Source organism: Nocardia sp. NBC_00511 (assembly GCF_045161165.1).
In the GTDB taxonomy this organism is placed as follows: domain Bacteria; phylum Actinomycetota; class Actinomycetes; order Mycobacteriales; family Mycobacteriaceae; genus Nocardia.
The window spans coordinates 5758097-5775396 of sequence record NZ_CP107849.1 but is presented as its reverse complement, the minus strand read 5'-3'; the positions used below and the strand labels follow the sequence as shown (position 1 = coordinate 5775396).

The following is a 17300-nucleotide window of genomic DNA, read 5'->3' as shown; positions in this document are numbered from 1 at the left end:
GCTCGTCTGGTGGAGTGTGGTATTCGCGCCTAGTGGAGGGTGGTGACCGCGCGGACGAACCGGTCGAGGTCCTCGAAGCTGACGAAGGCGTGCGGGGAGGCCCGCACCACCGAATGCAGTTCGCGTGCCGACATATCGAGCAGGGTGGAGCCGCGGTGGCTGACGGTGACGGTGACGGCCTGCTCGGCCAGCCGGTCGCGGACCCGGACGGGTTCGAGCCCGTCGACGGTGAAGGACACGATGCCCGCGTGCTGGGTGCCGCGGTCGCGGACGGTCACCCCGGAGATCTCGGGCAGGGCCTTGCGCAGGTATTCGGCGCGTTCGGCGACGGCCGCGTAGATGCGGGCCGGGCCCTGATCGAGCAGGTAGCGCACGGCCGCACCGAGCCCGAGGCGGCCCGCGACGTCGTGTTCCCAGAATTCGAAGCGGCTGGCGTCGGCGGCGAGCACGTAGTCGTCGGGTGCGGTCCATTCGGCGCTGTGCAGGTCCAGACGCCCGGGTTCCAGGCTCAGCGCCAGTTCCGGGCGGACGTAGAGAAAGCCGGTGCCGCGAGGTCCGCGCAGCCATTTGCGGCCGGTCGCCGACAGCGCGTCGACGCCGAGTTCGGTCACGTCCAGGGGCAGCTGCCCGGCCGACTGACAGGCGTCCAGCAGCACCAGCGCGCCCACCCGGCGGGCGATGCGGGCGGCTTCGGCGACCGGATTCACCAGTCCGCCGTTGGTCGGAACATGGACCAGCGAAACGAGTTTCACGCGTTCGTCGAGCATGGTCTCGAGTGCGTCGAGATCGAGTTGGCCGCTGCTGTCGCTGGGGATGTGCTCGACAGTCGCACCGGTCTGTCTCGCGCGCTGCAGGGCGGCGATGGCATTGCTGGCGTAGTCGGCGCCGGAGATCAGGATGCGGTCGCCGGGGGCGAGTGGCACCGAGTAGAAGAAATCGCTCCAGGAGCGGCTGGCGCTGTCGCTGAGTGCGATGGCGGCGGGGTCCGCGCCGAGTAGTTCGCCGATAGCGGTCTTGACCGCGTGCAGGTCGTCGAGCCGCTCGTTCGCTGCCCGGTAGCCACCGATCTCCGCTTCGCGTTTCAGATGCGCGATGGCGGTGTCCACGACCACCCGAGGCGGCAGCGAGGACCCCGCGCTGTCGAGGAAAACCTGGGTTTCGCACCCGGGGGTGTCGGCACGCAGACGAGCGATATCCAGCATGCTCACGACCCTAACGCTTGGTGTGTTTCCCAATTCGTCAGATTTCTTGTCACCGTCCGTCGTTACCCTGGTTTGGGTCGCCGTGTGCCCCCGCCCGGTGACAGTTACCCAAAACGGAGGTTGGCATGGCTGTCACAGCGTCCCCGACCGATGTGCTGCGTAATGGCCTGGCCGAGTCGGAGCCGGGCGGCGAGTTCACTTCACGTGCCGCCGCCGAGGCTTACGTCGGAAAAGTCTGTTTCAAACAGGGCCCACCGCAGCTCATCGGCGCTGAACTCGAGTGGCTCACCGCGCAGGGTGAGCTTTCGGCGACCAATTCGCGTCCGGACCTGAGAGTCCTCGCGGAAGCACTCGGACCGTATGCGCCGCGGTCCATTTCTCCAGATTCCCCGGCCGTTCCGTTGCCGGGCGGCAGCCGGGTCACCATCGAACCCGGCGGTCAGATCGAATTGTCCAGCGCCCCCTTCGGCTCCGCCGCCGAATTGTGCGAGCGCTTGCGAGCAGACACGATCCGCCTGCGGGAGCTACTCGAATCCCGCGCCATCCGAACCTTTTCCGCCGCCGCCGACCCGATTCGGCGGCCGCATCGCGTGCTGCAGTTGCCGCGCTACCGGGCGATGGAGCAGTCCTTCGCCGGTATCGGCCCCTTCGGCGCGCTCATGATGTGCAATACCGCCGCCACCCAGGTGAGCGTCGACGCGGGCGCGGATCCCGCCGAGGTCGCCGCCCGCTGGCAGGCCCTGTATCGCGTCGGCCCGGCGCTGCTGGCCGCCTTCGCCTGCTCCCCGGCGTTGCACACCGCCCCGCCGGGGGCGTGGGCCTCGCAGCGCATGCGGGCCTGGCAGCGGCTCGATCACCTGCGCACCCGCCCGCCGGTGCACGACTGGGCGGATCCGATCACCGGCTATGCCCGCTGGGTGCTCGAGGTGCCGCTGCTGTGCGTCCGCTCCGAGGGCGCGGACTGGGCGGCCCCGCCCGGCGCCACCTTCGCCGACTGGCTGTGCGGTGCGCTGGACGACGAGATCGGCCGCCGCCCCGACCGCGCCGATCTGGACTATCACCTGACCACGGTGTTCCCGCCGGTGCGCGCGTCCGGGCACCTGGAGGTGCGCTACCTCGACACCCAGCCGGGTGACGGCTGGTCGGTGCCGGTCCATGTCATCGACGCGCTCATGTCCACGCCCGCCGTGGTGGCCCAGGCGTCGGCGCTCTCGGCGTCGACCGCCGAACTGTGGTCCGAAGCGGCCCGGCACGGTCTCGCGCATCCGGAACTGCGCACCGCCGCGGTGGCCCTGCTCGAGCTGGCCACCGCCCACGCCGCCGGCGCCGAGGCCGCCCGCCAACTGGGCGCCGCCGCCGAGCGATGTCGCAGCGGTCGCGCCCCCACCGATACCGAATTCGGAGCTCTCGCATGACTGTTCAGCTACCGGGCGCGGATCGCGCCGAGACCGAGCGACTACGGGAGCGCATCGCCGAGACCCTGCGGCGGTCACGGCGGCGCACCCTCGCCCTGACCGAATGCGTGGACGAGGCCGAACTGGTCGCCCAGCATTCCCGGATCATGAGCCCGCTGGTGTGGGATCTCGCGCACATCGGCAACCAGGAGGAACTGTGGCTGGTGCGTGATGTGGGCGGACGAGAACCGTTGCGCGAGGACATCGATCAGCTCTACGACGCCTTCAAGCACGCGCGCGCCGACCGTCCCGCCCTGCCGCTGCTGAATCCGGAGCAGGCCCGCGACTACGTCGGCACCGTCCGCGACAAGGTGTGGGATGTGCTGGCGCACAGCCCCTTACGCGGCAACGACCTGGTGCACGACGGTTTCGCCTTCGGCATGATCGCCCAGCACGAGCAGCAGCACGACGAGACCATGCTGGCCACCCACCAGCTGCGCACCGGCGAGGCGGTGCTGTCGGCCCCGCCCACACCCGCCGCCCGGGTCCGGGTGACCGGCGAGATCGTGGTCCCCGCAGGCGAATTCACCATGGGCACCGACACCGATCCGTGGGCGCTGGACAACGAACGTCCCGCGCACCCGGTGTTCGTCCCCGCCTTCGCCATCGACGCCGCCCCGATCACCAACGAGCAGTTCCTGGCCTTCCTCGACGACGGCGGCTACGAACGGCCCGAACTCTGGTCCGAGCGCGGCTGGGCGCATCGCGTCGAGGCCGGTCTCACCGCCCCGGAATTCTGGGAGCAGGACGCCGGAGGTCATTGGTGGCGAAGGGTTTTCGGCACCATGCAGCCGCTGCGCGCCCACCAGCCGGTGGTCCACGTCTGCTACTTCGAGGCCGAGGCCTACGCCGCCTGGGCGGGCAAACGCCTGCCCACCGAGGCCGAATGGGAGAAGGCCGCCCGCTTCGACCCCGCCACCGGCCACTCCCGCCGATACCCCTGGGGCGACGCCGACCCCGACGACAGCCTCGCCAATCTCGGCCAGTCCCACCTGGAACCGGCCGACGTGGGCGCCTACCCGGCCGGTGCCTCGCCCCTGGGCGTGCACCAGCTGATCGGCGACGTCTGGGAGTGGACCTCCTCCGACTTCACCCCCTACCCCGGCTTCCACGCCTTCCCCTACCGCGAATACTCCGAGGTCTTCTTCGGCGGCGACTACCGCATCCTGCGCGGCGGCTCCTTCGGCGCCGACCAGGTAGCCGCCCGAGGCACCTTCCGCAACTGGGACCACCCCATCCGCCGCCAGATCTTCTCCGGCTTCCGCCTGGCCAGAGACCTGAGATCGGACGAGCAGTGAGGTCCGGCCATCGGGCCCGCCCGCGGGCGCCGTACCCGATTGGGGGACAGCGCCTTCGGCCGGAAGATGAGACAGGTCGGGAGAGCACCTACGGGGTCGGCGCGGCGGGCTGCTGTGGTCCGGGCTGTGCCCTGAGATCGGAAGTGCGCTGATGTGCAGACATCTGGCCTATCTGGGTGCGCCGGTTCCGGTGGGGGAGTTGGTGACTCGGGGCCCGCATTCGTTGCGGGTGCAGTCGTGGGCTCCTCGGGAGATGCGTGGGGGCGGGACCATCAATGCCGACGGGTTCGGGGCGGCCTGGTGGCATACGCCGGATTCCGGTGCGGCTGAGGCTGGTTCGCCGGTGGTGAGTCGGTATCGCAGCGCCGCGCCGATCTGGACTGATCCGGCGGTGGAGGAGGTGCTGTCGCAGATTCGGTCCACGGCCGTGTTGGCGGCGGTGCGGTCGGCCACGGTGGGGATGCCGGTGGAGCGGTCGGCCTGTGCGCCGTTCACGTACGGACGGTGGGCTTTCAGCCACAACGGGTCGATTTCGGAGTGGCGGGGAGTGCTGGCTTCGATTGCGGCGGAGTGGGGTTCGCCCTCGTTGTTGGAGGCGGAGTCGCTCACCGATTCGGCGGCGCTCTGGGTGATCCTGCGCGGGTTGCTCGACGGCGGGTCCGGTGCCGGGGCCGAGAGTGCGGCCGCCGCAGCGCCGGGACCGGGACCGGGACCGGAGGAAACCGGGGCCTCGACATCGACCTTTTCGTGGGGCACCGGGTCCAGCACGGTCTCGATGCCCTGGGGCGCACCGAAATCCAAGGTGTGGGGCTGGTCCACCACGGTGGACAGCCGGGGTGCGAAGACCACGTTCCACGGCTCGCGTGCGAGCAGTCGTTCGCGCGCGGAGCGTGGATCGCGCGCGGAGACCAGCTCCGGTTCGGGCAGTAGCTCCGCGTCGGGCAGTTCGGGCGTGGAGGCCGCTGCGACCGGAATTGATCCGGGCGAGGCGTTGCGGCGGGTGACGGCCGCCGTGCTGGCGCGATCTCCCAAGGCGCGCTTGAACTTTCTGCTGGGTGACGGCGAGAACCTGTGGGCCACGACGTGGCACCACGCTTTGTCGGTCCTGGAGACCGACGCGTACATGGTGGTGGCCTCCGAGCCGTACGACGACGATCCGCGCTGGCGGCCGATTGCCGATCGGCAGTTGGTCACGGTGCGGGGCGGACGGTTGTCGGTGGCGCCGCTGGATATCGAATTCGGAAGGGCTGGTTCATGAGTGCGGCGACGGTGGACATTCATCTGACCGACGACGATCTACGGGACGCACTGCGCGAGGACGTGCGGCGCGGTCTGACGGCGACCCCGAAGTGGTTGCCACCCAAATGGTTCTACGATGCCCGCGGCAGCGAGCTGTTCGAGAAGATCACCGAGCTGCCCGAGTACTACCCGACCCGCACCGAACGCGCCCTGCTGGAGCGCGTGGTCGGGGAGATCGCGGAGATCGCCCAGGCCGAGATGCTGGTGGAGCTGGGCGCGGGTTCGGCGGCCAAGACCCGGCTGCTGCTGGGCGCGCTCTCGGCGGCCGGTCCGCTGAAGGCCTATGTGCCGCAGGATGTCTCGGTGACCGCCCTACAGGGTGCGGCCGACGAGGTGGCCGAGGAGTTCCCGAACCTGGCGGTGCACGGTGTGGTCAGCGACTTCACCGCCACCCTGGACAATCTGCCGCGCGGCGGCCGTCGCATGGTGGCCTTCCTCGGCGGCACCATCGGCAATATGGTGCCCGCCGAGCGCGCCGAATTCCTGGGCGGTATCCGGGATGTCCTGGAGCCGGGGGAGCAGCTGCTGCTGGGCGCGGGCCTGGTCATCGATCCGGCGGTGCTGGTGCCCGCCTACGACGACGCGGCCGGGGTGACCGCCGAGTTCAATCGCAATGTGCTGCATGTCCTCAACGCCCGCCTGGGCGCGAACTTCGATCCCGAACAGTTCGTGCACGTGGCGGTCTGGGATGCCGAGAACGAGTGGATCGAGATGCGGCTGGAGGCATCTCGCGCCATGACGGTCACGGTCGCGGAACTCGACCTGACCGTCGAGTTCGCCGCCGGTGAGCAGCTGCGCACCGAGATCTCGGCGAAGTTCCGCCGCGAGGTGCTCGAAAGCGAGCTCACGGCAGCGGGTTTCGACACCGAGCGGGTGTGGACCGACCCGGACGACCGCTTCGCCCTGGTGCTGGCACAGCGGCGGTAGCCCGTCAGTGCTGTGCGGTGACGGCCGCCAGCCATTCGATGAGCGGCCGCAGTTCCTCCCACGCCGCCCGGATCTCCCGGGCGGCGCGCGGGGTGGTCAGCCAGTCGGGTGCGCCGAAATCGCGTCCGGCGGTGAGGGATTTGTGCCGCAGCAGCTCGATGCGCGGGTGGTCGATCGGGTAGCCCTTGGGTTTGGTGGCGAGCTTCTCGCCGCCGATCCCGTACCCGGCCGAAACCAGTTGTGCGATGAGCTTTTCCAGCTCGGTCCCGCGCACCTCGTCGTCGACCGCGATCCGCAGTGCGGTGAGCTGCGCGGGTGACGCGCCGTACATGCCGCCCGCCACCCGCAGTCCGGCCGCGCTGATCTGCACGTACCACCCGGAGTACTGCGCGGTGTAGACCACCGCGCCCTGGTGGGTCTTGTACGGCGACTTGTCCTTCGCGAAGCGCACGTCGCGGTGCGGCCGGAACATCTTGGCCTCGCCGAACCCGTGCTCCAGGTCGGCGATGAGGGCCTTCATCGGATCCCGTACCGAGTCTTCCCACACCGTCTTGTGGGCGTTCCAGAAGCTCTTGGAGTTGTCGGCTTCCAGGTCTTCGTAGAAATCGAGCCCGGCGAGCGGGAATCCGGTGAAATCGGCCATGGCTAATTATTGTTCGGCATGACCCCGGAGCCGTAAATCGCGAGTCCGATTCCGAAGCCCACGATCAGCGCGACACCCGAGGCGATGGCCGCCCACTTGCCCAGTGGCTCACCCTTGTTGTGCCCGATGACACCCAGCACGATGCCCGCGATACCGAATCCGGGCGGGCAGAACAGCAGCGCGATGGCGGCGCAGACGAAGGCGATGATCGAGTAGGTCTGCGCTCCGCTGCGCGGCGGGGGCGCACCGAATCCGCCCTGCGGATAGGGCTGGTACTGCGGCTGCCCGTACCCCTGTTGCCCGTAGGGCTGCTGTCCGTACTGCTGCTGGCCCGGGTTCATCGGGTAGGGCGGGAATCCGCCTGGGCCCTGGTCGAATCCGCCCTGCGGGGGCGTGGTGCCCGGATATCCGTATACCCCGCCGCTCGGGTACTGCTGCGGGTCGGCGGCCGGGTTGAAGACGGTCGGGTCCGGCGTCTGTCCGGACGGCGGCGCGTCGCTGCGCGGTTCCGACGGCGGGGCGTCCTTCTTGAACATGTCGCTGGGGCCTGAGCCGGGTTCGTCGGTCGGCGTGCTCATGGCGCGGCCTCCTCAGTCGTGTAGTGAACGCGTTCCTAGAGGTATCCCGAAACCGGTCCGCTTACGCAACATTCCGCTAGTCGTCCGGTCCGTCGACGATGTCCATGGCGGCCACTTCGGCGGGCCGGTCGTCCTCGGCGTCGGTCTGCGCGCGACCGCGCTTGCGCGTCCATTCCTGGTCGAGTTCGGCGTCGATGCCCAGTCGCCCGGTGTCGTCGCTCTCGCGGTTGCGGATGACGAGTTCGCTGGGCGGGTCGGCGATGTAGCGCTGGTATTCGCGGATCTCGTCTTCCTGGTCGTCGTCGCCGAGGTCGTAGTCGAGATTGTCGACATCGCTGTCGAAGACCTGGTCGGTGTCGAAGACCTCGTCCATCACGCGGGCGTCGTCCTCGTCGGGCGCCTGGGCCATCTCGACTCCACCTCTCTGCGCCTGAGCGCACCAGTAGCAATCCGTGATTCGCCTCAACGCTACCGCTGCTGTCTATGCCGGGCAGCAATTGCTGTCCGTTTCGTCCCAGCGTGGGAGTCCTGAGACCCGAAAAGCCCCTGCTCGAGCGGGTAGCTCGGGCAGGGGCTCGCCGATATGCCCGAGGGGACCGGGCCGGGGACTACTGGGCGGAGAGGCTGCTCAGCAGACCGGAGAGCGGGTTGCCGCTGGCGGATCCGGTGCCGCCGGGGGTGACCGGCGCGGTGGTGACGTTGACCGTCACGGTCTTGCTGCTGATGAGTTCCTGGGTGGCCTTGATCACGTGGGAGCCCGTGGTGGTCGGGGTCCACTGGATGGTGGCGCTGGTGCCGCTCGGGTTGACCTTGCCGATGTCGGTGCCGTTGTCGGAGAACGACACCTGGAACAGCCCGGAGGTGACGGTGACGGTCGCGGTGACGGTGTACGCCTGGCCGACGTAGAACGTCGAGCCGCTGCCCGCGCTGAGGTCGGTGACCAGTGCGTTGGCCTGCGGGGCCGCGACGAGGGCGGCGGTGACGACCGCGCCGAAGAGTCCGGTAGCAAGTCCGGTTCGCTGTGAAATGCGCATGTTTTCCCTGTGCTCCTGCTCGTGCCTACGACTGTGTGGGCGTACCGGAGGCTACCGAGCTGCGGATTAGCGCGCGGCCATTTTGAAAGAAATGTATTTCAGAACGGGATGGGGCCTTGTGCCGAAATCGTCCCACATATACCGAGGGCCCCGGCGCAAGCGCCGGGGCCCCATGGCAATTCGTCGGAAATTACGCGTTGCCGTTGAAAAGGCCGGTGACCGAACCGTTCTCGAAGACCTCGCGAATGGTCATGGCCAGCAGCGGCGCGATCGACAGCACGGTCAGCGTCGGGAACTTCTTGGACTCGTCGATCGGCAGCGTGTTGGTCACCACGACCTCCTTGGCGCCACTGTTCGCCAGCCGCTCGGCGGCCGGGTGGCTGAGGATGCCGTGGGTGGCGGCGATGATCACGTCACCCGCGCCCGCCTCCTTGAGCACCCGCACCGCGCCGGCGATGGTGCCACCGGTGTCGATCATGTCGTCGATCAGCACGCACGTGCGGCCCTCGACCTCACCGACCACGCGGTTGGCGACAGTCTGGTTGGGCACCAAGGGATCTCGCGTCTTGTGGATGAACGCCAGCGGCGCGTCCGCGAGCGAGTTGGCCCACTTCTCGGCGACCTTCACGCGGCCCGCGTCCGGGGACACCACCGTGATGTTGGACAGGTCGTAGTTGTTGCGGACGTGCTCGGCCAGCTGCACCTGCGCGTGCATGTGATCGACCGGGCCGTCGAAGAAGCCCTGGATCTGATCGGTGTGCAGGTCGATGGTGATGATGCGATCCGCGCCCGCGGTCTTGAGCAGGTCCGCGATCAGGCGGGCCGAGATGGGCTCGCGGCCGCGGTGCTTCTTGTCCTGGCGGGCGTAGGGGTAGAACGGCAGCACCGAGGTGATGCGCTTGGCCGAACCACGCTTGAGCGCGTCGATCATGATCAGGTGCTCCATGACCCACTGGTTCAGCGGGGCCGGGAAGCTCTGCAGCACGAAGGCGTCGGAGCCGCGGACCGATTCCTCGAACCGGACGAAGGTCTCGCCGTTCGCGAAGTCACGCGCGGTCTGCGGCGTGACATGGACGTTGAGTTCCTTGGCCACCGCCTCGGCGAGCTCAGGATGAGCGCGTCCCGAGAACAGCATCAGATTCTTCTGGTTGTCGGTAGAGAACGCGGTCACTGACGTTCGCCATCCTTTTGCTCGTTGGATATCTCGGTGGTTCCCGTCTCCGGGATCGCCGCGAGAGCCGCTTCGGCCGCGCGGGCAGCATCGGTGCCGGGGCGATTGCGCTGCACCCAGCCGTCAAGATTGCGCTGTGCTCCACCCGACACCGCGAGCGCGCCCGGGGGAACACTTCTGCGCAGTACAGTACCCGCCGCCGAATACGCGCCGTCACCCACGGTTATCGGCGCGACGAACATGGTGTCGCTGCCGGTCCGCACGTGCGAGCCGACGGTGGTGTGGTGCTTCTTCACGCCGTCGTAATTGACGAAGACGCTCGACGCTCCGATATTGCTGTGCTCGCCGATGGTCGCGTCGCCGACGTAGGTCAGATGCGGAACCTTGGAGTGCGCGCCGATGGTGGCGTTCTTGGTCTCGACGAAGCCGCCGATCTTGCCGCCCTCACCGAGCGAGGTGCCGGGCCGCAGATACGCGAACGGGCCGACATTGGCGCCGGGGCCGATCTTGGACTTCTCGCCGTGCGTGCGGATCACCTTCGCGCCGTCGCCGACGGTGACGTCGGTGAGCGTGGAGTCGGGTCCGATCTCCGCGTCCTCACCGATCACGGTGTCGCCCAACAGTTGTACGCCCGGGCGGATGACCGCGTCGCGGCCGATGACCACGTTCCCGTCGATCCACGTGGTGGCCGGATCGATGATGGTGACCCCGGCCCGCATGTGCCGTTCCAGGATGTAGCGGTTGAGCGTGCGGGCCGCCCCGGCCAGCTGCACCCGGTCGTTGACGCCGGTGACCTTGGCCGAATCGACAAGGCGCGCACCGTGAACCGGATGCCCGGCCTCGCGGGCCAGCTTGAGCACGTCGGTGAGGTACAGCTCGTGACGGGCGTTGGCGGTATCGATGCGGGAGATCATGACGCGCAGCACATCCGCGTCGAACACGTACACGCCCGAGTTGACCTCGGAGATAGCTGCCTGTGCCGGAGTGGCGTCGGCGTGCTCGACGATCTCGAGCACATGACCCTCCGCGTCGCGCACGATGCGGCCGTACCCGTTCGGGTCGTCGGGCACGAAAGTCAGTACGGTGGCGGCTGATCCGTCCGAATAGCTGCGGTGCTCGTCGAGCAGGGCGAGCAGCGTGTGCCCGTCCAGCAGTGGCACGTCCGCGTAGGTGACCAGGACGTTGCCGGTGAAACCGTCGGGCAGTGAGGTGAGCGCGCACTGCACGGCGTGCCCGGTGCCGCGCTGCTCCTCCTGGACGGCCAGGGTGATCTGGCGTCCGAGTTCCGCTCCGACTTTTCCGACCGCGTCGCCGACCTGTTCGCGGTCGTGTCCGATCACGGTGATGAGATACGTCGGGTCGATCTCGTGTGCCGCATGCAGCGCGTGCGCGAGCATGCTGCGGCCGGCCAGCGGGTGCAAGACCTTGGGCGTCTTGGACCGCATTCGGGTTCCGGCTCCGGCTGCGAGAACGACGACGGCGGTCTCCTGTGGCATGGATCTCCCTCGGCTGCCGGTCATCGTGCTGAGCTCTGTTCGGTGCTGGGCCACAGTGGTGGTTTCAGCGATGTGCGGGAGCAACCTTAGTGACCCCGCTCGCGAGCTCCGCCGCCAGGACTCGAACCTGAACTAACTGAACCAAAATCAGTTGTGCTGCCATTACACCACGGCGGATTACAGCGTTACGCGGGTCTGATCCTCGCACGAACACCCCCAGATCGTCGAACCGTGCCGTCGGGTCGATACGTGTCTTTTGCCGATGGGCGATTCCCGGGTCGTCAGCATTGCGCTGGATCGGTTGTTGCGCTGGGAAAATGACCGTTGCGGTAATCGGTCAGGCGCGTCGGACGGTCCCCGGTCGGCTTCACGGCGGGAAGTCTGGAAAGGTTAGTAGCCGACTGGACGGCATGGCAGGGAGGCGCAGCGCATGACCTCGAACGAGGGGACCAAGCCTTCGCGTCCGCGGATGACCGGCACGCAGCGGCGGCAGCAGCTCATCGAGATCGGGCGGGCGCTGTTCGCGGAGCGCGGCTACGACGCGACCTCGATCGAGGAGATCGCGGCGCGGGCACAGGTGTCGAAACCTGTGGTGTACGAGCACTTCGGGGGCAAGGAAGGGCTCTACGCGGTCGTCGTCGATCGTGAGATGTCGATGTTGCTGGAGATGATCACGGCCTCGCTGAGGCAGAACCGTTCGCGGGTGCGGCTCGAGCAGGTGGCGTTGGCGTTGCTCACCTATATGGAGGAGCGCACCGACGGATTCCGGATCCTGATGCGTGATCAGCCGGTGTCGGCGGCCGAGGGCACGTACTCGAGTCTGCTGAACGAGGCCGTGAATCAGGTGGCGCACATCCTCGCCGGAGATTTCGAGCGGCGCGGTCTGGACCCGAATCTGGCGACGCTCTACGGGCAGGCGCTGGTGGGAATGGTTGCGTCGGCGGCGACCTGGTGGCTGGACGAGCGCCAGCCGTCGAAGGAAGTGGTGGCCGCGCACCTGGTGAACCTGTGCTGGAACGGGCTCACGCATTTGGAGGCGGATCCGGTGCTGGCGTCGGAATGGCCGAGCGCCAAGGGGATATAGAACCTCTCGGTCTGAATTTTGGTCTGATATGTCTGTGATATCCGGACAGAACCGGACAGTTAACCAGCGAATTGCGAAGGAGGACGGGCCGAATGCTCGAATCGGCTGGCAGCGCGCAGCCGGATGGTACGGTTCACCCATCCTTCGAGTGCTGTTCGAACTGTGATGTCGGTCAACTTCGGGATGTCGGTCTACTTCAGGAATGGCTGGTTTGATGACAGGCGGATCTGATGGCTAGGCAAGCGCGTGCGGAGATCACTCGCGATTCCGTGCTCGCGGGCGCGGCCGATGTCTTTCTGCGACTGGGGTATGCGAACGCGTCCCTGTCCGAGATTATCGCGCAGTCCAATGTGACCAAGGGCGCCTTGTATTTTCACTTCGGGTCCAAGGAAGAGTTGGCCCGGGCCGTGGTGGATCAGGGCAACGAGCGACTGGTCAGCGCGTGCCAGGGATTCTTCGATCCTCGGGTGCCGGCGTTGGAGGCGTGCATCGGGATCACGTATGTGGTCGCGGATCTCACCATGAACGATCCGATGGTGGGAGCGATGCTGAAGCTGACGCATCAGATCGGGGACTACCGGGGTGCGGCGGGGGAGAACATCGCCAAGACCTGGGGTGAGACGCATCGGGTGTTGGCGGAGCGGGCTATCAACCAGGGGGATCTCGCGCCGGATCTGGATCCGGAGACGATCGGGTTGTTGTTGCAGGAGATGACGACTGGGGTGCACATCGTCGCGGTGAGCACCGAGTCGATTGATCAGATGGCCACTCGGATGGAGCGGGCTTGGTACTTCCTGCTGCCGTCGATCGTGCCTGAGGAGAAGGTGGCTTACTTTCGGGAGTTCGCTGCGCGGCGGTTGCGGCGGTACGTGCAGTAGGTGGGGGCTGGGGCTGAAGCGCTGGTAATCGGAGACGGTGTTGGCTGTATTTTCTGCCCTCCGCTTCGCTCCGGGCGGTTCGTGGCCCTCTGGGCCCCGATCTTCCCTCCCTCCGCTCCACCGCTTCGCTCCCCCGCTCCACTCAGTCCAGATCGGGGCGGGCCACGAACCTGAAGTTGGTGTGCTGGGTGGGGATTCGCTTGGTGGGGCCTGCTGGGTGGGGATTCCTGGAGAGCCGATTCACTGGGTGCGGACCGCTGGGTGGGGATTCGCTTAGTGCGGACCTACTGGGTGTGGACTCGTGTGGTGCGGATCTACCGAGTGCGGATTTCTGGTTCGCCTGCGGCGGACTGCTGGGTGGGGATTCCTGGGTGCTGACCCATTGGGTGGGATTCCTGGCATTCGGATCATGCGTGGGGCAGGGGTTCGTTGGGTGGGGAATCGCGTAGTGCGGGTCTGCTGGGGTGAGGGCCGCGAGCGGGCTGAGGGTGATTGTCTGGGGTGGGGTGGGTTGGGGTCGTTTGCGGGGGGTGTCGGGGGACGCCATTAGACTCTGCTGGTCGTTCCACACGCTGATCTGCGCCGAGGAGTCCGTCTCATGACCACCGATCGTCCACCTCTGGCTGGCTTGGTTGCGGTGGCTGGTGCCGATTCCGCTTTGCAGCAGGTGAAGGGGTTGATCGGGCGCGAGTCGGCAATGTTGGTCGCGCCCTCCGCGGTGCGGTCGTTCGTGGCGGCGACCGTTGCTCAGGAGCGGCCCGTGGTGGTGGTTACCGCTACGGGGCGGGAGGCCGACGATCTGACTGTTGAGTTGAGCGAGATGCTGGGGGATTCGGTCACTCTGTTCCCTTCCTGGGAGACGTTGCCGCATGAGCGGTTGTCGCCGGGGGCGGACACCGTGGGGCGGCGGATGACGGTGTTGCGGCGGTTGGCGCATCCGGAGGATCCGGGGTTCTCGGGGCCGCTGCGGGTGGTGGTCACCACGGTGCGGTCGTTGATGCAGCCGATGGCGGCGGGGTTGGGGGAGATCGCGCCGATCGTGTTGCGGGTGGGGGCGGAGTTCGAGTTCGAGGAATTGCTTTCTCGGCTGGTGGAATTCGCTTACGAGCGGGTGGACATGGTGGGGAAGCGGGGGGAGTTCGCGGTTCGGGGTGGGATCCTGGATGTGTTTCCGCCGACGGCGGATCATCCGGTGCGCGTGGAGTTCTGGGGGGACGAGGTCTCCGAGCTGCGGGCCTTCTCGGTGCAGGATCAGCGGTCGATTCATGAGGTTCCGGTCGAGCTGGTGGTGGCTCCGCCGTGCCGGGAGTTGTTGCTGACCAACGCGCTTCGGGAGCGGGCGGCGGCGGTGGCGGTCGAGAACGCCGCCGATGCGGCGCTGGTGGAGATGCTGGAGAAGATCTCGAACGGCGTGCCGGTGGACGGCATGGAGGCCCTGCTGCCGGTGTTGCAGCCGGGGGAGTTGCAGCTGCTGGTGGATGTGCTGCCCGCCGAAACCCATGTGCTGCTGTGCGATCCGGAGAAGGTGCGGACCCGGGCCGCCGATCTGGTGCGGACGGGGCAGGAGTTCCTGGAGGCGTCGTGGACGGCGGCCTCCTTCGGTGGGGCCGCGCCGCTGGGCGCGCACGGACTGGATCTGGCCGCCTCCTCCTACCGCGGTCTGGATGTGGTGCGCGCGGACGCGCGTCGCCGCGAGCTGCCGTGGTGGACGGTGAGCCCGCTGGCCGCCGACGATCCGGACGAGATCGTGCTGCCGGTGCTGGCCGCGGCCTCGGCGCGCGGCTCGGAGGAACTGGTCGCGACCATCTTCGCGTCGCTGCGCGCGCACGTCGCCACCGGTGGCCGCGCGGTCATCGTGGTGGCGGGTCACGGTACGGCGCAACGCATTCTGGAGCGGCTCGGTGATGCCGAGGTGCCCGCGGCCGCGTTGGAGCCGGGGGCGGAACCGGTGCGCGGGCTGGTCGGCGTGCTGTGTGGTTCGCTGCACGACGGCGTGGTGTTCGACGACGCCAAGCTGGTGGTGATCGCGGAGTCCGACCTCACCGGCAATCGGGTCACCGCGCCGGGCGACGGCAAGAAGTTGCCCGCCAAGCGCCGCAATCAGGTCGATCCGCTGGCTCTGACCGCGGGCGACATGGTGGTGCACGATCAGCACGGCATCGGCCGGTTCGTGGAGATGATCGAGCGCACGATCGGTGGCGCGCGCCGCGAGTACCTGGTCATCGAGTACGCCCCGGGCAAGCGCGGCCAGCCGGGCGACCGTTTGTTCGTGCCGATGGATTCCCTCGACCAGCTCTCCCGCTATGTCGGCGGTGAGATGCCGAGCCTGTCCAAGCTGGGCGGTTCGGACTGGCAGAACACGAAACGCAAGGCGCGCAAGGCCGTTCGCGAGATCGCCACCGAGCTGGTGCAGCTGTACGCGGCCCGGCAGGCCGCCCCGGGGCACGCCTTCGCCCCGGACACGCCGTGGCAGCAGGAGATGGAGGACGCGTTCGCGTTCACCGAGACCATCGATCAGCTCTCGGCCATCGCCGAGGTGAAATCCGATATGGAGAAGGCTGTTCCGATGGACCGCGTCATCTGCGGCGACGTCGGCTACGGCAAGACCGAGATCGCGGTGCGCGCCGCGTTCAAGGCGGTGCAGGACGGCAAGCAGGTCGCGATCCTGGTGCCGACAACCCTGCTGGCGCAACAGCATCTGCAGACCTTCACCGAGCGCATGTCCGGGTTCCCGGTGGTGGTGAAGGGCCTGTCGCGCTTCACCGATGCCGCCGAGTCGCGCGAGATCCTCGAGGGCATGACCACCAAGGATGTCGACATTGTGGTGGGCACCCACCGCCTGTTGCAGACGGGTGTGCGCTGGAAGGATCTGGGCCTGGTCATCGTCGACGAGGAGCAGCGTTTCGGCGTCGAGCACAAGGAGCACATCAAGGCGCTGCGCACGCACGTGGACGTTCTGACCATGTCCGCCACGCCGATTCCGCGCACCCTGGAGATGTCGCTCGCGGGCATCCGCGAGATGTCGACCATCCTGACGCCGCCGGAGGAGCGGCATCCGGTGCTCACCTATGTCGGCGCCTACAACGACAAGCAGGTGGCCGCGGCGGTGCGCCGTGAGCTGCTGCGTGACGGCCAGGTCTTCTACGTGCACAACCGGGTGGCCTCGATCGACAAGGCGGCCCAGCGGATTCGCGATCTGGTGCCGGAGGCGCGGGTGGTGGTCGCGCACGGTCAGATGAACGAGGACATGCTCGAGAAGACCGTGCAGGGTTTCTGGGAGCGCGAGTACGACGTGCTGGTCTGCACCACGATCATCGAGACCGGCCTGGACATCTCCAATGCCAACACCTTGATCGTGGAACGCGCTGACGCCCTGGGTCTTTCGCAGCTGCACCAGCTGCGTGGCCGGGTCGGCCGTTCCCGCGAGCGCGGTTACGCCTACTTCCTGTACCCGCCGGAGAAGCCGCTCACCGAGACCGCCTACGACCGGCTGGCCACCATTTCGCAGAACTCGGATCTGGGCGCGGGTATGGCGGTCGCCATGAAGGACCTGGAGATTCGCGGCGCGGGCAATGTGCTGGGCGCCGAGCAGTCCGGCCATGTCGCGGGTGTCGGCTTCGACCTCTATGTCCGTCTGGTGGGCGAGGCGGTGGAGGCCTACCGCGCCGCCGCCGACGGTCGCCCGATCACGGTGGAGGAGGAGACCCGGGAGATGCGCATCGACCTGCCGGTGGACGCGCACATCCCGCCCGACTACATCACCTCCGACCGTCTCCGCCTGGAGGCCTATCGCAAACTCGCTGCCGCCCAGGATCATTCGGCACTTTCGGCGGTCATCGAGGAGCTGGTAGACCGCTACGGCCCGCTGCCGGTGGAGGTCGGGCGCCTGGTCTCGGTGGCCAAGTTGCGCCTGCTGGCCCGCGAGTACTCGATCGCCGAGATCGGGGTCACCGGAACCTCTTTGAAGGTCTCCCCGCTCCAGCTCCCCGATTCCAAGCAACTCCGTCTCAAGCGTCTCTACCCGAGCGCCACCTATCGCCCCACCACCGGCATCGTCCAACTACCCCTGCCCCGCGTCGAGGACAGCGTCGGCGCGGCCCGGGTCCGTGACATCGAGGTCGTCCAGTTCGTCGCCGACTTCCTGCTTGCGCTCGACGGCAAAGCCCCTGGCGCAGTGGATGTTCGGCCCGATACCGCCGCGGCAGCCGCCCGGTGACGTCCGCCGCGGCGAGTAAT

The 17300-nt window shown here is 67.8% G+C and carries 14 protein-coding genes, 1 tRNA gene and 1 pseudogene; 8 read left to right on the top strand and 8 right to left on the bottom strand.

Going from position 1 to position 17300, the window contains the following annotated elements; translation table 11 throughout:
• Window positions 1–29: 29 nt before the first annotated feature.
• Window positions 30–1202 carry an aminotransferase class V-fold PLP-dependent enzyme gene (locus OG300_RS27180; protein ID WP_405485867.1) on the bottom strand — a complete coding sequence of 391 codons (1173 nt, stop codon included), beginning with the start codon at window positions 1200–1202 and terminating at the stop codon, window positions 30–32.
• A gap of 125 nt (window positions 1203–1327) precedes the next feature.
• Here OG300_RS27180 and egtA point away from each other — a divergent pair, with 125 nt between their 5' ends.
• The 5 genes and pseudogenes from egtA to egtD all read left to right on the top strand — a co-directional run bounded on the left by egtA (window position 1328) and on the right by egtD (window position 6180).
• A complete protein-coding gene (egtA, locus tag OG300_RS27175) occupies window positions 1328–2617 on the top strand; it encodes an ergothioneine biosynthesis glutamate--cysteine ligase EgtA (protein ID WP_405485866.1) in 1290 nt (429 codons plus the stop codon).
• Complete coding sequence (egtB, locus tag OG300_RS27170) at window positions 2614–3954, top strand: ergothioneine biosynthesis protein EgtB (RefSeq protein WP_405485865.1); 1341 nt, start codon at window positions 2614–2616, stop codon at window positions 3952–3954. The genes egtA and egtB overlap by 4 nt, the downstream gene beginning before the upstream one ends.
• A 151-nt stretch (window positions 3955–4105) precedes the next feature.
• Window positions 4106–4594: pseudogene (locus tag OG300_RS27165) on the top strand (class II glutamine amidotransferase); the annotation flags it as partial.
• Between the two features lie 399 nt (window positions 4595–4993).
• Window positions 4994–5212 (top strand): class II glutamine amidotransferase, encoded by a 219-nt coding sequence (locus OG300_RS27160; protein ID WP_405498879.1) that lies wholly within the window; start codon window positions 4994–4996, stop codon window positions 5210–5212.
• Window positions 5209–6180 carry an L-histidine N(alpha)-methyltransferase gene (gene egtD, locus OG300_RS27155; protein WP_405485864.1) on the top strand — a complete coding sequence of 324 codons (972 nt, stop codon included), beginning with the start codon at window positions 5209–5211 and terminating at the stop codon, window positions 6178–6180. Before OG300_RS27160 ends, egtD begins: the two co-directional genes overlap by 4 nt.
• 4 nt (window positions 6181–6184) lie before the next feature.
• Here the strand turns inward: egtD and OG300_RS27150 are convergent, their stop codons facing one another.
• The 7 genes from OG300_RS27150 to OG300_RS27120 all read right to left on the bottom strand — a co-directional run bounded on the left by OG300_RS27150 (window position 6185) and on the right by OG300_RS27120 (window position 11279).
• A complete protein-coding gene (locus OG300_RS27150) occupies window positions 6185–6823 on the bottom strand; it encodes a DUF2461 domain-containing protein (protein ID WP_405485863.1) in 639 nt (212 codons plus the stop codon).
• Window positions 6824–6825: 2 nt separating this feature from the next.
• Entirely contained in the window at window positions 6826–7401 is a 576-nt protein-coding gene (locus tag OG300_RS27145; RefSeq protein ID WP_405485862.1) for a hypothetical protein, read from the bottom strand.
• 76 nt (window positions 7402–7477) lie between these two features.
• Window positions 7478–7810: a hypothetical protein gene (locus OG300_RS27140; protein WP_405485861.1), complete on the bottom strand. Its 333-nt coding sequence runs from the start codon at window positions 7808–7810 to the stop codon at window positions 7478–7480.
• 199 nt (window positions 7811–8009) lie between these two features.
• On the bottom strand, window positions 8010–8435 hold the full coding sequence (locus tag OG300_RS27135) for an Ig-like domain-containing protein (protein ID WP_405485860.1): 426 nt from the start codon (window positions 8433–8435) through the stop codon (window positions 8010–8012).
• A gap of 190 nt (window positions 8436–8625) precedes the next feature.
• The gene (locus OG300_RS27130; protein ID WP_405485859.1) at window positions 8626–9606 is read right to left on the bottom strand and encodes a ribose-phosphate diphosphokinase; all 981 of its coding nucleotides are present in this window, start codon (window positions 9604–9606) and stop codon (window positions 8626–8628) included.
• Entirely contained in the window at window positions 9603–11102 is a 1500-nt protein-coding gene (gene glmU, locus OG300_RS27125; RefSeq protein WP_405485858.1) for a bifunctional UDP-N-acetylglucosamine diphosphorylase/glucosamine-1-phosphate N-acetyltransferase GlmU, read from the bottom strand. Before glmU ends, OG300_RS27130 begins: the two co-directional genes overlap by 4 nt.
• Before the next feature lie 106 nt (window positions 11103–11208).
• Window positions 11209–11279: transfer RNA gene (locus OG300_RS27120), tRNA-Gln, on the bottom strand.
• 292 nt (window positions 11280–11571) lie between these two features.
• On the opposite strand from OG300_RS27120, the gene OG300_RS27115 reads away from it, so the two are divergent.
• From OG300_RS27115 to mfd, 3 genes are all read left to right on the top strand, one after another.
• On the top strand, window positions 11572–12186 hold the full coding sequence (locus OG300_RS27115; RefSeq protein ID WP_405498693.1) for a TetR/AcrR family transcriptional regulator: 615 nt from the start codon (window positions 11572–11574) through the stop codon (window positions 12184–12186).
• A gap of 230 nt (window positions 12187–12416) precedes the next feature.
• Window positions 12417–13064, top strand: coding sequence for a TetR family transcriptional regulator (locus OG300_RS27110; protein ID WP_405485857.1), 648 nt, complete (start codon window positions 12417–12419; stop codon window positions 13062–13064).
• A 598-nt stretch (window positions 13065–13662) separates the two neighbouring features.
• Window positions 13663–17280, top strand: a complete 3618-nt coding sequence (gene mfd, locus OG300_RS27105; RefSeq protein ID WP_405485856.1) for a transcription-repair coupling factor — start codon at window positions 13663–13665, stop codon at window positions 17278–17280.
• The last annotated feature ends 20 nt before the right edge of the window (window positions 17281–17300 follow it).

Bases quoted from the DNA above. Each gene is read 5' to 3' on its own strand.
- OG300_RS27180 (WP_405485867.1), bottom strand. From the start codon at position 1,202: ATGCTGGATATCGCTCGTCTGCGTGCCGACACCCCCGGGTGCGAAACC.
- egtA (WP_405485866.1), top strand. From the start codon at position 1,328: ATGGCTGTCACAGCGTCCCCGACCGATGTGCTGCGTAATGGCCTGGCC.
- egtB (WP_405485865.1), top strand. From the start codon at position 2,614: ATGACTGTTCAGCTACCGGGCGCGGATCGCGCCGAGACCGAGCGACTA.
- egtD (WP_405485864.1), top strand. From the start codon at position 5,209: ATGAGTGCGGCGACGGTGGACATTCATCTGACCGACGACGATCTACGG.
- OG300_RS27150 (WP_405485863.1), bottom strand. From the start codon at position 6,823: ATGGCCGATTTCACCGGATTCCCGCTCGCCGGGCTCGATTTCTACGAA.
- OG300_RS27145 (WP_405485862.1), bottom strand. From the start codon at position 7,401: ATGAGCACGCCGACCGACGAACCCGGCTCAGGCCCCAGCGACATGTTC.
- OG300_RS27140 (WP_405485861.1), bottom strand. From the start codon at position 7,810: ATGGCCCAGGCGCCCGACGAGGACGACGCCCGCGTGATGGACGAGGTC.
- OG300_RS27135 (WP_405485860.1), bottom strand. From the start codon at position 8,435: ATGCGCATTTCACAGCGAACCGGACTTGCTACCGGACTCTTCGGCGCG.
- glmU (WP_405485858.1), bottom strand. From the start codon at position 11,102: ATGCCACAGGAGACCGCCGTCGTCGTTCTCGCAGCCGGAGCCGGAACC.
- OG300_RS27115 (WP_405498693.1), top strand. From the start codon at position 11,572: ATGACCGGCACGCAGCGGCGGCAGCAGCTCATCGAGATCGGGCGGGCG.
- OG300_RS27110 (WP_405485857.1), top strand. From the start codon at position 12,417: ATGGCTAGGCAAGCGCGTGCGGAGATCACTCGCGATTCCGTGCTCGCG.
- mfd (WP_405485856.1), top strand. From the start codon at position 13,663: ATGACCACCGATCGTCCACCTCTGGCTGGCTTGGTTGCGGTGGCTGGT.